At 66.4% G+C, this 14448-nt stretch carries 13 protein-coding genes; 6 read left to right on the plus strand and 7 right to left on the minus strand.

Annotated features, from left to right (window positions below; genetic code table 11):
• Positions 1–545: 545 nt before the first annotated feature.
• The 3 genes from QFZ54_RS08740 to QFZ54_RS08750 form a co-directional block, all read right to left on the minus strand.
• Positions 546–1472 (minus strand): 4-(cytidine 5'-diphospho)-2-C-methyl-D-erythritol kinase, encoded by a 927-nt coding sequence (locus tag QFZ54_RS08740; RefSeq protein ID WP_307086371.1) that lies wholly within the window; start codon positions 1470–1472, stop codon positions 546–548.
• Between the two features lie 311 nt (positions 1473–1783).
• The gene (locus QFZ54_RS08745) at positions 1784–3061 is read right to left on the minus strand and encodes a tetratricopeptide repeat protein (RefSeq protein ID WP_307086373.1); all 1278 of its coding nucleotides are present in this window, start codon (positions 3059–3061) and stop codon (positions 1784–1786) included.
• A gap of 136 nt (positions 3062–3197) precedes the next feature.
• Positions 3198–4859, minus strand: coding sequence for an electron transfer flavoprotein-ubiquinone oxidoreductase (locus tag QFZ54_RS08750; protein WP_307086375.1), 1662 nt, complete (start codon positions 4857–4859; stop codon positions 3198–3200).
• A 139-nt stretch (positions 4860–4998) separates the two neighbouring features.
• Between QFZ54_RS08750 and QFZ54_RS08755 the strand changes: the two genes are divergently transcribed.
• From QFZ54_RS08755 to QFZ54_RS08770, 4 genes are all read left to right on the plus strand, one after another.
• The gene (locus QFZ54_RS08755) at positions 4999–5781 is read left to right on the plus strand and encodes a uracil-DNA glycosylase (RefSeq protein ID WP_307086376.1); all 783 of its coding nucleotides are present in this window, start codon (positions 4999–5001) and stop codon (positions 5779–5781) included.
• Complete coding sequence (locus QFZ54_RS08760) at positions 5778–7664, plus strand: lytic transglycosylase domain-containing protein (RefSeq protein ID WP_307086378.1); 1887 nt, start codon at positions 5778–5780, stop codon at positions 7662–7664. The genes QFZ54_RS08755 and QFZ54_RS08760 overlap by 4 nt, the downstream gene beginning before the upstream one ends.
• A 5-nt stretch (positions 7665–7669) precedes the next feature.
• The gene (gene moaB / locus QFZ54_RS08765; protein WP_307086380.1) at positions 7670–8197 is read left to right on the plus strand and encodes a molybdenum cofactor biosynthesis protein B; all 528 of its coding nucleotides are present in this window, start codon (positions 7670–7672) and stop codon (positions 8195–8197) included.
• Positions 8198–8486: 289 nt separating this feature from the next.
• Positions 8487–8735 (plus strand): hypothetical protein, encoded by a 249-nt coding sequence (locus tag QFZ54_RS08770; protein WP_307086382.1) that lies wholly within the window; start codon positions 8487–8489, stop codon positions 8733–8735.
• Between the two features lie 58 nt (positions 8736–8793).
• Here QFZ54_RS08770 and QFZ54_RS08775 read toward each other — a convergent pair whose 3' ends face one another.
• Positions 8794–8976 carry a hypothetical protein gene (locus QFZ54_RS08775; protein ID WP_307086383.1) on the minus strand — a complete coding sequence of 61 codons (183 nt, stop codon included), beginning with the start codon at positions 8974–8976 and terminating at the stop codon, positions 8794–8796.
• Between the two features lie 222 nt (positions 8977–9198).
• On the opposite strand from QFZ54_RS08775, the gene QFZ54_RS08780 reads away from it, so the two are divergent.
• Entirely contained in the window at positions 9199–10269 is a 1071-nt protein-coding gene (locus QFZ54_RS08780; protein WP_307086385.1) for a PA0069 family radical SAM protein, read from the plus strand.
• Positions 10270–10560: 291 nt separating this feature from the next.
• Here the strand turns inward: QFZ54_RS08780 and QFZ54_RS08785 are convergent, their stop codons facing one another.
• Both QFZ54_RS08785 and QFZ54_RS08790 read right to left on the minus strand, forming a co-directional pair.
• A complete protein-coding gene (locus QFZ54_RS08785) occupies positions 10561–10869 on the minus strand; it encodes a VOC family protein (RefSeq protein WP_307086387.1) in 309 nt (102 codons plus the stop codon).
• 204 nt (positions 10870–11073) lie between these two features.
• Positions 11074–12609, minus strand: a complete 1536-nt coding sequence (locus QFZ54_RS08790) for an aminoacyl--tRNA ligase-related protein (protein ID WP_307086389.1) — start codon at positions 12607–12609, stop codon at positions 11074–11076.
• 203 nt (positions 12610–12812) lie between these two features.
• On the opposite strand from QFZ54_RS08790, the gene QFZ54_RS08795 reads away from it, so the two are divergent.
• On the plus strand, positions 12813–13709 hold the full coding sequence (locus QFZ54_RS08795) for a DMT family transporter (RefSeq protein WP_307086392.1): 897 nt from the start codon (positions 12813–12815) through the stop codon (positions 13707–13709).
• Between the two features lie 130 nt (positions 13710–13839).
• On the opposite strand, the gene QFZ54_RS08800 is transcribed toward QFZ54_RS08795, so the two are convergent.
• Complete coding sequence (locus QFZ54_RS08800; protein ID WP_307086394.1) at positions 13840–14352, minus strand: CcdC protein domain-containing protein; 513 nt, start codon at positions 14350–14352, stop codon at positions 13840–13842.
• Positions 14353–14448 lie beyond the last annotated feature (96 nt).

Raw genomic sequence — 14448 nt, forward strand, 5'->3', positions numbered from 1 at the left:
ATTCAACGCGTCAAACACCATGTATTCTATTTGTTCTTATGGAACAAGTAGGGAACGTGGGTTTGGAGGGAATTTTGCGGTGGCTGGGTTTCGCGCGTGTTCGTGGGGCAATGGCTTGCGGCGAGTTGGTGGCTCTCTGAATTGGACAGGTCCCCCACCGGCGGTGCGGGGGTCTCGGCGGACAGGTTGGCGTAACGAAGTGCGGCGGTTGTCAGCGACGTTTCCCGATTGGGCCCCCGCCTTCGCCGGGGTGGTGCCTGTGGGTGGGTCGCGTACCGACAATGCGCGGGGTTACGGGCCAGCGCGTTGCGCGGTTAGGTCGAGATCGGTTCGGGTTGTTTGGGCGTGGGCTCGTGCTGGTCGATTCGTCGGCGGTTTCGATACGGGTCCTGGCTGGCGGTTTGATTTGTGGCTTTGGATCCTGACTTTCGTCAGGATGACGGAAATGGGGTGGTGGTGTGGCCGCGCCATCGCGCAGTCGCCGCATCGCGGGCCGCGGGGTCGCGGGGTCCCGGGGTGGGCGACTATTGTTTGTGCCGTTTCGTTCAGGCCAAAGTCGTTGCGAGGGTCCACCAGCCGTGAGCGCGAGCGGCGATTGTGGCGGTGTCTCGGGCGTCGGGGGTTTGGAACAGGGCGAAACAGGTAGCGCCGGAGCCGGACATTCTGGACAGGAGGACGCTTTGGGCTGCGTCCAGGAGGGCTCGGACCTGGGCGATTTCGGGGGCTAGCACCAGCGCGGGGGGTTCCAGGTCGTTGCGGCCGGCTTTTGCGCGGTCGAGGAGGTCGCCTTCGGGGATCGGGCCTCGGTCCTGGGCGTCCCAGGTCTTGAAGACTGCCGCGGTCGAAACGGCGACGCCCGGGTTCACGAGCAGGAGCGGCGTGCCGGACAGGCCTTCGAGGTTCGTGAGGGTGTCGCCTTTGCCGGTGCCGAGCGTGGTGCGGTTGGCGAGGCAGGCGGGGACGTCTGCGCCGAGCTTTGCGGCGATTTCGTGGAGGCGGGGGTCGGTCGTCGGTATCCCGTGGAGGCGGGCCAGCGCTCGGAGGGTGGCGGCGGCGTCGGCCGAGCCCCCGCCTATGCCCGAGGCGATGGGGAGGTGTTTTTCGAGGGTTAGCGCGTGGTGGGCGTCGGGGGCGAAGGCGGTGGTGAAGGCGTCGGCGGCGGCGGTTACCAAATTGCCTTGCCAGGGGGCGGCGCCTGGGGGGGCGTTGGGCGCGTGGGGTGCGTTTTCACGGTCCTCTCCCGATTGGGCCCCGGCCTTCGCCGGGGGGGTGTTGGGGGGTGAGAGGAGTGCTGCGGCGAAGGGGCCGGTTATGGTGAAACTGTTGGTTTGGGCGGGTTCCACCGTGATCATGTCACCGTCCGTGGCGAAGGCGAATAGGGTTTCCAGATCGTGATAGCCGTCGGGGCGGCGGCGGCGGACGTGGAGGGCCAGGTTGACCTTTGCGGGGGCGGGTTCGGTGATGGCGGGCATTTTGGGTCTCGAGGTTCAGCGGATTTTGGCTTGGCTTAGCTGACGGCGGGGCGCTGGCAACTTTGGAGGTGTATTCTCCTGCGTTCGTCATCCTGACGAAAGTCAGGATCCAGGGTAACGATCGTGCCGTCCTTGGCTCTGGGTCCTGACTTTCGTCAGGATGACGGCGGGGGACCGGACGCCTTTCTTATTGAAACGCCAATATCCGCGGTTGAAACTGGTCGGTCTTAGAGGGCCATCGGTTCGCAACGGCCTCACCCTCACCCCGTGTGCGGTGCGGGTCCCTTTCCTCTTCCCGGTTGATGAGGGGACTAGCGGCGAGCTTTTGGCGGGAGGCCGTTGGCGATCTTGGCGGTTATGCGGGCGATTTCGGTTGGTTCGGCGGTGAGGAGCGCGGCCCGCCAGGCGTAGCGGGCTTCGTAGTTTCGGCCGATGCTCCAATAGGCGTCGCCGAGATGGTCGCCGATCTCGGTGTTGGCCGGTTCGCCCTGCGCGGCGCGTTCGAGCAGGGGAAGCGCGCGGGCCGTGTCGCCGGAGAGGTGGTAGGCCCAGCCCAGCGAGTCGGTGATCGAGGGGTTGGTCGGGTCGAGGCGGCTGGCGCGTTCGAGCAGGCGGATCGAGGCGGGAATGTCGTCGCCGTGCTCGACTTGCGCGAAGCCGAGGTAATTGAGCGCGAGCGGTTGGGCCGGGCCGCGGGCGACGGCTTTTTCGAGCGCGTCGCGCGCTTCGGGCCAGCGACCGGCTTGGTCGAGCGCGCCGCCATATTGCAGCCAATTGCCCCAATTGCCGCCCTTTGCATCGTCCGCGGCGATGATGCGCTGATACCAGGTTGCGGCTTCGGCGGGGTTGCCGGTGGTCAGCAGCAGGTCGGCATAGCGTTGCCAGTCGGCGGGCCCGGCGTCCCTCTGGTCGACGCGGTTCTTGGCGGCGGCGAGCGCTTCGCCGTCGCGGTCGGCGTTCGACAGGATGTCGATGCGTTCGGCGGCGGCAGCCGATGCGGACGGGCTTTTCGGGTCGATCTCGTCGAGAACGGCGAGCGCGCGGTCGACGATCGTGTTGCGGGCGAGCGCGTCGGCAAGGAGGACACGGGCGGCGTCAAAACTCGGGTCGGCGCGCAGGGCGGCCTGGGTCAGCGCGATCGATAGCGGCGAGGGTTCGCCCGCGCTGAGGTCGCCCGCGAGGCGGGCGAGCAGGCGCGAGACACCGATCGCGAGCGGTTGCTTGCGCGGTGTGGCGGCGATCAACGTCCGCGTTTCGGTGGCGAAGCGGTTTGCGACGGGGTCCCTCGCGGCGGTGGCGAGCGAGGGTTCGGGATCGCGGCCCTCGGCGTGCGCGACCCAGGCGTAGAGCGAGGGGGCGAGGACCACGAGCGGCCCGGTCGAGAGCGTCGCGATCGCGGCGCTGGCAGCCTTCGCGTCGTTCCGTCGTGCGGCATCGGCGAGCGGCAGAAGCGCGGCATCGGCCGGGGCTACGCCGGCCCTGTTCAATATGGCGGCGGCGCGGGTGGCTAGCGGCATGTCGCCGGCCTCCAGCGCCTTGCGGTAGGCGCGGATCGCGACGACGGGGTCGGCGTGCGATGCCGCCAGCACCTTGGCATAGCTGGCGGCGGCAACGTCCGTCTCGCCGGCGGCGTCGGCGGCGCGGGCCTTCAGATAAGCGGAGAGATCACCGGTCTCGGCCGTGGCAGGCGCTGCTAGGACGAGACCGAGTGCGAAGAATGCGAGCTTACATGTTGGGATAATTGGGGCCTCCGCCGCCCTCGGGTACGACCCAGTTGATGTTCTGGGTGGGGTCCTTGATGTCGCAGGTCTTGCAGTGGACGCAGTTCTGCGCGTTGATGACGAACTTCGGGTCGCCGGTTTCCTCGCCAACCACCTCGTAAACGCCGGCCGGGCAATAGCGTTGCGCGGGCTCGTCGTACATCGGCAGGTTGTAGGCGATCGGCACCGCCGGGTCCTTGAGCGTCAGGTGGACCGGCTGATCCTCCTCGTGGTTGGTGTTCGAGATGAACACCGACGAGAGGCGATCGAACGTCAGGACGCCGTCGGCCTTGGGATAGGCGATCGGCTTGACGAGGTCCTTGCGCCACAGGCTCTCATGGTCCGGATGGTGGTGCATCGTGAAGGGGACCTTGATCCCCAGATGCTCGAGCCACATCGTGATGCCGGCGAGCCCCGAACCGACCAGATCGCCGAACTTCTTGACCAGCGGCACGACGTTGCGGACGACCGACAGCTCCTTCTTCACCCACGACTTCTCGAACGCCTCGGGATAAGCGGCGAGCTCGTCGTGACCGCGCTGCGAGACGATCGCCTCGACCGCGGCCTCGGCGGCCATCATGCCGGACTTCATCGCGGTATGCGTGCCCTTGATCCGCGGCACGTTGAGGAAACCGGCGCTGTCGCCGATCAGCGCGGCGCCGGGCATGACGAGCTTGGGGATCGACTGCAGCCCGCCGTCGCTGATCGCGCGCGCGCCGTAGCTGACGCGCTTGGCGCCCTTGAGCAGCGCGGCGATCTCGGGGTGGGTCTTCCAGCGCTGCATCTCGTGGAACGGCGAGAGATGCGGGTTGGTGTAGTTCAGCCACGTGACGAAGCCGATCGAGACCTGGCCGTTCGCCTGGTGATAGATCCAGCCGCCGCCGTTCGAACCTTCGGTTTCGGACAATGGCCAGCCCTGCGTGTGGATGACGCGGCCGGGGACGTGAAGCTCGGGATCGATGTCCCACAGTTCCTTGATACCGAGGCCGTAGACCTGCGGATCGCTGTCCTTGTCGAGCGCGAACTTGGCGATCAGCTGCTTGGTCAGGTGCCCGCGGCAACCTTCGGAGAAGAAGGTGTATTTCGCGTGGAGCTCGAGGCCGGGGGTGTAGTCGCCCTTGTGCGTGCCGTCGCGCGCGACGCCCATGTCACCGGTGGCGACGCCCTTCACCGAGCCGTCGTCGTTGAACAGGATCTCCGCCGCGGCGAAGCCGGGGAAGATCTCGACGCCGAGTTCTTCCGCCTTGCCTGCGAGCCAGCGGCAGAGGTTGCCGAGCGAGCCGGTGTAGGTGCCCTTGTTGTGCATGAACGAGGGCGTGACGAAGTGCGGCATCTCGCTCTTCTTCGTCTTGCTCAGGATCCAGTGATGGTTCTCGGTGACCGGCACCTCGGCGAGCGGGCAGCCGTCCTCGCGCCAGTTCGGCAGGAGCTCGTCCAAGCTCTTCGGATCGATGACCGCGCCGGAAAGGATGTGCGCGCCGACTTCGGAGCCCTTTTCGAGCACGCAGACGCTGATCTCGGCGTCCTTCTCGGCCGCGAGCTGTTTCAGGCGGATCGCTGCCGAGAGACCGGCCGGGCCTGCGCCGACGATCACCACGTCGTACGGCATCGATTCACGTGTCGTCATCATCGTCTCCCGGGGGATGTCCCCTATTGCCTCAGCTTCATGCCCCACCCTTCGTTCGGGCTCGGGCCGGCACCATCTTGTCCAATATGGCGATTGCCCGAGTTGACCGCCACGTCAACCGTGCAGCATAGGTTGCTTCGTGGGGGCGGACCAAACCATCGATTGGCGAAATGCCGCCGCGAACGCGCTCGATTGGTGGCACGAGGCTGGCGTAGACACGCTGGTCGACGACGTCCCGCGCGACTGGTTCGCGGCGCCTGAACCACTCGTCGTGCCCGCCGCCGCACCTGCCGTGCCGCCTGCCATGCCGGTCGCCACACCGTCCGCGATGCCACTTTCGCTGGCTGATTTTCTCAACTGGCGGAGCGGTGCGGAGGTTCCCGAGGCGGACTGGAGCGGCATTTCGCTGGCCGCGATCGGCCCGGCTGACGCTACGGTCATGGTGCTTGTCGATTGCCCCGACCGGGATGACGGAGATGCGGGCGCTTTGCTGAGCGGGGCGTCGGGGCGATTGCTCGACAAGATGCTCGCGGCGATCGGGCTGACGCGCGACGAGGTGCACCTCGCCGCGGTATGCGCGAAGCGGCCGACGGCGGGACGGATCCAGAGCGAGGTCGAGGACCGGCTCGCGGAAATTGCCAAGCATCACATCGGGTTGGTCGCGCCGAAGCGGTTGCTGTTGCTCGGCAATGCGGCAAGCCGTGCCATTCTCGGGATGGAATTACAGGCGGCGCGTGGGCGGTTACACGAATTTAACCATAAGATCGCACAAACGAAGGCCGGTGACGCGTCGGATATGACGAGCGTGGTCGCGAGCTTTCACCCGCGGTTTCTCATCGAGAAGCCCGCGGCCAAGGCCGAGGCCTGGAAGGATTTGCAGATGCTGATGCGCGGACAGTCTTCGCAAGAGGGTGGACAATGATTCGAATTCGATCGGTCTCGTTAGGGGCTATCGCGTTGGGTTTGGGTGCCCTCCCCCTCCCGGCGCTCGCAGCGACCGTCGCTGGTGAGCCGAGCGGCGATGCGCGGCTCGGCAAGACGCAGTTGATCGGCGCACCGACGTTGGAACAGATCCCGGATCAGCTCGATGCCGACCAGCGCGAGGCCTACAAGACGGTGTTCGCGGCGATCCGGGACGGCAAGTGGACCGACGCGCAGATCGGGCTCGACACGATGAAGCCCGGTCCGCTGCACGCGATCGCGCGCGCGGAGATGTACACGGCGAAGGGTTCGCCCAAGGTCGAGATGGAGCCGCTGGTCGCTCTGCTCAACGAAGCGCCGGAACTGCCTGAAGCGGCGCAGATCTCGCGGTTGGCAACGGTACGCGGTGCGGTCGACCTGCCCCCCCTGCCCACGGCGCAGCGCCTGATCTGGCAGGACGGCGCGCCGCGTCGCGTCCGCGCCAAGAGCTTGCAGGGCGACATGATCGCCGCCGATCTGGCCTTGAAGATGCAGCCGTACGTCAAGGCGGACATGGGCCGCGAGGCGCAGTCGCTGCTCGACAGCACGCCGGGGCTTACACCCGAAGCGCTGACCGAGTGGCAGCAGAAGATTGCGTGGATCTATTTCCTGCAGGGCGACGACGTGAACGCGCGCGTGATGGCGGCGAAGGCGCAGGACGGCGTCGGCGACTGGGCCGTGCAGGGTCGCTGGGTCGGCGCGCTGGCGGCGTGGCGACAGAATGATTGCGCGAATGCGGAGACCGGGTTCGAGGGCGTTGCGGCGCGCGCGGGCGATGTCGATCTTCGCGCGGCGGCTTTGTATTGGGCGTCGCGCGCGGACATGGTGTGCTCGCGCCCCGACAAGATCGAGGGCCGGCTGAAGGCGGCGGCGCAGTTCGGCGAGAGCTTCTACGGCCAGCTTGCACGCCAGCAACTGGCGATGAAGGACAAGGGCACGTCGGTCGGCGGGCTGGTCGCGAGCGACTGGAAGGTGGTCGGCAAGCGTCCGAACGTCCGCGTTGCCGCGGCATTGGTCGAAGTCGGCGAGACCGACCTGGCCGATACCGTCATCCGCCAGCAGGCGAAGATCGGCGACCCGCGCGAGTTCGGCAATCTGGTCCGTGTTGCCGAGGCGCTGAGCCTGCCGGCGACGACGGTGTGGCTCGCACATAATTGCCCGCAGGGGATCACCTCGACTGCGGAAGCGCGCTATCCGACGCCGAACTGGACGCCGGACAGTGGCTGGCACATCGACAAGGCGCTGGTCTACGCGCACACGCTCGAGGAATCGCGGTTCCGCAATACCGTGAAGAGCCCGGCCGGCGCATATGGCCTCATGCAGATCATGCCTGCCGCCGCGACCGACTTCGCGCGCGAGCGCGGCACGTCGATCGACGTCAAGGCGCTGACTAAGCCGAGCACCAACATGGATGTCGGCCAGCGTCATCTGGAGCGGCTGCGCGACATGGCGGGCGTCACCGGCGGGCTGCTGCCAAAGGTGATCGCGGCGTATAATGCAGGGCCGCGTCCGGTCGGCGACTGGAACGCGATCGTCCGCGATAACGGCGATCCGCTGCTGTATATCGAGAGCATTCCGTATTGGGAGACGCGTGGCTATGTGACCACCGTGCTGCGCAATTACTGGATGTACGAGGCGCAGGGCGGCAAGAAGGCTTCGGTCAGCCGCAACGCACTCGCGCAGGGCATGTGGCCGCGCTTCCCGGGGCTGCCCGGCGCGAGCGCAGTGCGGATGGCTGCCAAGCCCTATACGCAATACCGTGCCAGCACGGCGCCCTCGAACGCTACCGTCGCGGTCAACGCCAGCGTCGGACCGCAGTCCACCACCATCACGCGCGCGGACTGAGTTTCATGCCGATCGACGAAAGCCGGACGTTCCTGCCGGTGCGGATTGCCGTTCTGACCGTGTCGGACACGCGTGGTCTCGCCGAGGATCGCTCGGGCGATACTTTGGTCGCGCGGTTGACCGAGGCGGGGCACGTCCTCGCCGATCGCCGGATCGAGAAGGACGACGTCGAGACGATCGTCTCGCGGCTGCACGCCTGGATCGGCGATCCCGAGGTGGATTGCATCATCACCACCGGCGGCACCGGCGTGACCGGGCGCGACGTGACCCCCGAGGCAATCGAGCAGGTCGCCGAGAAGATGATCCCCGGTTTCGGCGAACTCTTCCGCATGCTGAGCTACCAGACGATCGGCACGTCGACCGTCCAGTCGCGGGCGTGCGCCTGCGTATCGAAGGGCACGTATATCTTCGCGTTGCCCGGCTCGACGGGGGCGGTGAAGGACGGTTGGGACGGCATCTTGCGCGACCAGCTCGATAGCCGCCACCGGCCCTGCAACTTCGTCGAGCTGATGCCGCGGCTGCTGGAGCGCTGATTTTCAGCGCCGGCGTTGATGGCGTTATGGGTTAGGACGGAATACCCCCCTGCCCGCTCCAGTAAGAGGGTAAGGCGACCCGCGCTTCCCAACCTTATGCGGTTATCACCAGATAATGGTGTGATGCGCGACATTCAAAATTAGGCCTTGCGGAATTCTGTGGGCGGAAAGTCGTTCGATCTGAACACCTTCTTGCCAGTGTGGCACTGTATTACACAACTGGCACGCACGATGCATTGGTCTGGGTACCGCCCATCCGGGCGCGCCTACACCAGTGAAGGACGCCACAATGACCTCGATCATCCTGAAGAGCTTCGCGCTTGCTACCGTTCTCGTCGCCAGTGCGCCTGCGTTTGCGGGACCGATTACTTCGCCGCAGACGACGGTGCTGAAATACGATGCGAAGACGCAGAAATATTGCCTGACCGACGCCGCCGTGACCGGAAGCCATATCGGCCGGACGACGTGCCAGACGGCGAAGCAATGGGCCGCCCTGGGACTTAACATGCCGAAGGCGACTTTGCTCGCGCAGAAGTGACCGGCGTTGCGCGGCTCGCCGTGGTGGCGGGCCGCGTCGCGGCGTAGCAGCGTGCCGGTCAGCCCTTGGCCGCGTGGATCAGGTCGACGAGCTGCTTGTTGATCGATGCGCCGTGCAGATGGAGATGCACCGCATCATATCCCTCGCGTCGCAACCGCTGGCGCAGGTCGTTGACCGAGCTGCAGGCGCCGGATCGCGCCAGTTCGAAGGCGCGTTCCACGGTGGTAAGCTGTTCCGTCATCGTTTCGCCCTAGGCGCTATCCCGAGGCGCGGCGAGCGATCATTCGCACCCGTCGCGATCGTCCCATAACCGGACGTAATTCGGGCGTTTCAACTCGGTAGATGGGACCGGAATCGCAGCGCACCGCGACGGTCCTCGATCGGGCGCGGAGCGGTTACGATCGGTCATTACCGAGCTGATTTCGTTCTTGCTATGTTCTCAGCCAGCATCTAGTTTTAGTCGATGAAACAGGCCCGTCCGGTTCGTGGTGCGACGCTCAACGGCGAGAGCCGACGGTTTAACCTGCCGCAGACCGAGGCGGATGGCGACTGGCTCGACATGCGCGAGGGGATCGACGGGATCGCGCCGAAACTGCGGACGACGGTGACGGTCGAGACTCCGCGGACGATCATCAGCCGCAACGCGTCGCCCGACGTGCCGTTCGAACGCTCGATCAATCCGTACCGGGGATGCGAGCATGGCTGCATCTATTGCTTCGCGCGGCCGAGCCATGCGTTTCACGACCTGTCGCCGGGGCTGGATTTCGAGAGCAAGCTGTTCGCAAAGCCCTCCGCCGCGGCGCTGTTGCGCGCCGAACTGTCGAAGCCGGGCTATGCGGTCGCGCCGATGGCACTGGGGACGAACACCGATCCGTATCAGCCGATCGAGAGCGACTGGCGGATCACGCGCGGGATCATCGAGGTGCTCAGCGAGACGGATCATCCGCTGACGATCACGACCAAGTCGGACCGGGTGGTGCGCGATCTCGACCTGCTGGCGCCGATGGCGGCAAAGGGACTGGCGGCGGTGGCGATGTCGATCACGTCGCTCGATCCCAAGGTCGCATCGACAGTCGAGCCGCGCGCGCCGCATCCCGAGCGGCGGCTGGCGGCGGTGCGGAAGCTCGCCGATGCGGGGGTGCCGGTGTACGTGTCGATTGCGCCGGTGATCCCGGCGATCACCGACCACGAGATCGAACATCTGATCGCGCGCGCGGCGGAGGCTGGGGCGACGCGGGCGTTCTTTATCCCGGTCAGGTTGCCGCACGAGGTGGCGCCGCTGTTCCGCGCCTGGCTCGACGAGCATTTTCCGGACCGCGCGGGGAAGGTGATGGCGACGATCGCTTCGCTGCGCGGGGGCAAGGATAACGATCCGAACTTCTTCACGCGGATGCAGGGGCAAGGGCCTTGGGCGGACTTGCTGGGGACGCGGTTTCGGATTGCGTGCGCGAAGCATGGGTTGAACCGCGAGCGGGTCGCGTTGCGGAGCGACCTGTTCCGGGCGCCGAGGGGACCTCAGGGGGAGTTGTTTTAAGGGGCGTGCCGGGTGGCGCGTGGCACGTGGCGCGGCGGATGGCGCGGCCGGCGACCCCCTTGGAACCTGCTGATACGGATCAGACCCGCCGTTCTGCTCCCCTCCCTGGAAGGGAGGGGTTGGGGGTGGGTCGGCTTCCGCGCATCCGAACCGTCGTGGCTCAATCAGGCCAACCCACCCCCTGCCCCTCCCTTCCAGGGAGGGGTGAAGTTCTGCCGTCGGGAGTGGCGAGACTCCGGACACCCTTCCACGCACCGCCGCTGCTCATTGGACCAAATTAAGTCCGCGTCGTCACGAAACATCCTTGGACTGCCAGAGCTCGATCGGGCTGCCTTCCGGATGTTGGATGCGCGCAAAGCGGCCGAAACCGGGCATGTCCCTTTCGGGATCGGTGATCACCACGATGCCGGCCGCGCGGAGCGTCGCGATCAGGCCATCGAGGTCGTCGACACGCAGATTGAGCATCCACGCCCGATCCGCGGGAAAATAATCGGCATCGACCGCGAACGGCGCGAAGACGCTCGGTCCGGCCTGCGTCTCCCACGATCCATAGGGCATCGAGCCGACGCCGAGATGCTCGACATACCAGGCGCGTATCACCTCCGGGTCAAGAGGCCGCCGACTCCGGTCACGCCCATGCCTGCCTCCAACGTCGCTTAGCTCAAGCCGATGCGACGATACCAGACCAGCACTGCAACGTGGCCGACAGACCGGACCGTTTCGGCTGCTTCTTGGCGGCGGGCTTCGGACGCTTCCGCCCCCCGCGCGGCCGCCAAAGCCGCCGGCCACAGCCGACCGGCGCGCCTAGTAGGCGCGGCCGATCAGGATGCGTTCGACCGCGGGTTCGCCCGTGAAGACGCACGCGCCGTCATCACACCCGGTCTGGCCCATCGGCGCATTGCGGATGGTGAGTTTCAGCGCCTTCAACCGCTCCACGACCTTGTCGAGCGCAGGCCCGGTAGGCTTCGACCAGCGCACGTCGACCCAGCCGGGGTTCTTCACGCCGTCCGCGAAATGCGCTTCGACCGCGGCGAAGTCGCTGGCGGGGACGATGTTGCCCTTCACCCGGTTCATCGATTCGACGTGGAGCGTCGCCTGCACGTCGTGCAGCATGCCCGAGACCTCCTCGACGAACGTGTCGCGCGCGACGGCGTTGCTGTCGAGCTTGCCGTCCTCGCGGTAGAGACGGTCGCGGCGGATGACCGTGACGTTGCCGCCGGCCACGTCGCGGCCGCCGACCTCGATCACGATCGGGGCGCCCTTCTTGACCCAGCCCCAGCGCTTGGTCGCGGCCTTGGCGGGCTTGAGATCGAGCAGCGCGCGGACCGGTTCGCCGAGCGCGGACTGCTTGGCGAGCTCGGCCTGGAGCGACTTGCAATAGTCAACGATCGCCGCGTCCTCGGGGACGTCGCGCAGCATGGGGACGATCACGACCTGCCACGGTGCGATCATCGGCGGCACGCGCAGCCCGTCGTCGTCGCCGTGGACCATGATGACCGCGCCGATCATCCGCGTCGACACGCCCCAGCTGGTGGTGTTGCACAGCTCGAACTCGCCGCCCGCATTCTGGAAGCGGATGTTCTGCGCGGACGCGAAGTTGGTGCCGAGGAAGTGCGAGGTGCCGGCCTGGAGCGCCTTGCCGTCCTGCATCATCGCCTCGATCGAATAGGTCGCGACGGCGCCGGGGAAGCGCTCGTTCTCGGGCTTCTCACCGGCGATGACGTGGACACCGAGGCATTCCTCCGCGAAGTCGCGATAGACTTCGAGCATCTTGAGCGTCTCGTCGCGCGCCTCGTCCGCGGTGGCGTGCGCGGTGTGGCCTTCCTGCCAGAGGAACTCGCTGGTGCGCAGGAACATGCGGGTGCGCATTTCCCAGCGGACGACGTTCGCCCATTGGTTGATGAGCACGGGCAGGTCGCGCCACGACTGGACCCAGCGCGCGAACGCCGCGCCGATGACCATCTCGGAGGTCGGGCGGACGACGAGGGGCTCCTCGAGCTTGGCCTCGGGATCGGGGATCAGCCGGCCGTACCCGTCGGCCTTAAGCCGGTGGTGCGTGACCACGGCCATTTCCTTGGCGAACCCGTCGACGTGCTCGGCCTCCTTCTCGAAGTAGGAGAGCGGGATGAAGAGCGGGAAATAGCAGTTCTCGTGGCCGGTCGCCTTGATCCGGTCGTCGAGCAGGCGCTGGATGCGCTCCCAGATGCCATAGCCCCAGGGGCGGATGACCATGCAGCCGCGGACGCCGGATTCCTCGGCGAGATCGGCTTCCGAGATGACGGCCTGGTACCAGGCGGAGAAATCCGCCTCGCGGGTGACGGGGAGTGCGCGCTTTATCATGGGGTGCGGATAGCGGGTGCGCGGGGGTTCGTCATCTCCTTCCCGTCATCCTGACGAAAGTCAGGACCCAGAGCCACGGGCGGTGTGGGTGGTATCCTGGGTCCTGACTTTCGTCAGGATGACGGGAGGTTTGTGACTGGATGACGGGGGTTTCGCGGACGTTTGGGGTGGGATGCCCGCCCTCCCCTCGCTAGGGACTAGGCATGCCAACCGACCGCATCCTTCCCGCCATCGGCATGCGGCTGCTGTCGGTCGTGATCTTCGCGCTGATGAACACCGCGATCAAGCTGGCCGAGCGGTACGGCGCGAGCGTGTCGGAGATCCTGTTCTTTCGGCAGTTCGGCGCATGTTTGCTGGTGTCGGGGGTGATCGCCGCCGGTCCGGGCCTGCCTTCTGTGGCGACCAAGCGGTTGCCGGCGCATGTCGTGCGCGCGGTGGTCGGGCTGTCAGCGATGGCGTTCACGTTCAACGGTATCGTTGCTTTGCCGCTGGCCGAGGCGACGACCATCGGGTTCACGGTGCCGATCTTCGCGACCATTCTCGGCGCGCTGGTATTGCGCGAGCCGACCGGGTGGCACCGCTGGGGTGCAGTCGCAGCCGGGTTCGCGGGTGTGCTGATCGTGGCGCAACCGGGGAGCGGCGATCACTTTCCGTTATGGGGTGCGGGGTGTGCGCTGGCGGGGGCGTTCGGGACGGCGAGCGTGTCGATCCTGTTGCGGCAGATCGGCAAGACCGAGAGCGCCCTGACCACGGTGTTCTGGTTCTCGGCGCTGTCGTTGATCCCGTTGTCGCTGTTCTATGCGCAGGCGGCGCAGTCGCATGATCTGGTCGCGTGGGTGTGTCTGGCGAGCGTCGGGATATTCGGTGGGCTGGCGCAGATCGCGATGACGACGTCGTTGCGGCTCGGGCCCGTGTCGGTGGTGGTGCCGATGGATTATTCGAGTTTGCTCTGGGCGACGTTGCTGGGGTGGCTGGTGTTCGACACGTTGCCGGCGGAGGCGACGTGGTTCGGGGCGCCGGTTATCGTCGCGAGCGGGTTGTATATCGTCTGGCGCGAGCATGTCCGGCGGCGGGAAGAGACTGAGCAGGCGATTGCTTGAGGCCGTAAAGGGAACGTCGACAACCGCCGTCATTCCCGCGGAGGCGGGAACCCAGACTGGCCGCCCTCTCGTCTGGATTACCGACGGTTGCCAGTATGGGTCCCCGCCTTCGCGGGGATGACGGTTCGGGTTAGCGGACTCGTGCCGTCTCCAGCATCCGCTTCGCACGAAGGTACATTTCGATGCGTTGGGTGGTGAACAGGCCTAGCGCCAGCGCGATCAGCATGTCGGTGATCGCGAACGCATCGAGGTTTAGCGTGTGGCCGTCGCCGATGACCGCGCGGGCGCCTGTGCGGAACGCGACGATCGCGACGATGAAGAGGACCGCGGCGGGCGACGAGGTCGTGTTGAGCGCATGGGTGTCGGGGTCGATCGTGATCCGCATCATCTTGCCGCGCTGCCAGCCAAGCGCCGCGCCCATGACGAGTGCGATCGCGCAGAATAGCCAGGCGAAGCCGTGCGGCGGGTACATCGTGAACATGTACAGCGCGACGGCGGCGTAGAGCGCGGGGAAGACCCAGAGGCGTTCGAGCTTGAGCGGTTTTACCACGCTCATCCGGCGCCAGCGGACTGCGAAGACGATGCCGATGATGACGGCGGTGACCGCGTAGCTGATCCAGCCTTGTGCGTCTTGCGCCTGCATTGATCTTGGCCCCCACCCCGTTGGGGCGGAGGCTAGATCGGTTGCGGTGCCCTGGGCAATCCGTTTTCCTGCGGACGCAGGAATCCAGGGCTACGG

Origin of the sequence: Sphingomonas faeni (assembly GCF_030817315.1) — a bacterium.
GTDB lineage: Bacteria > Pseudomonadota > Alphaproteobacteria > Sphingomonadales > Sphingomonadaceae > Sphingomonas > Sphingomonas faeni_C.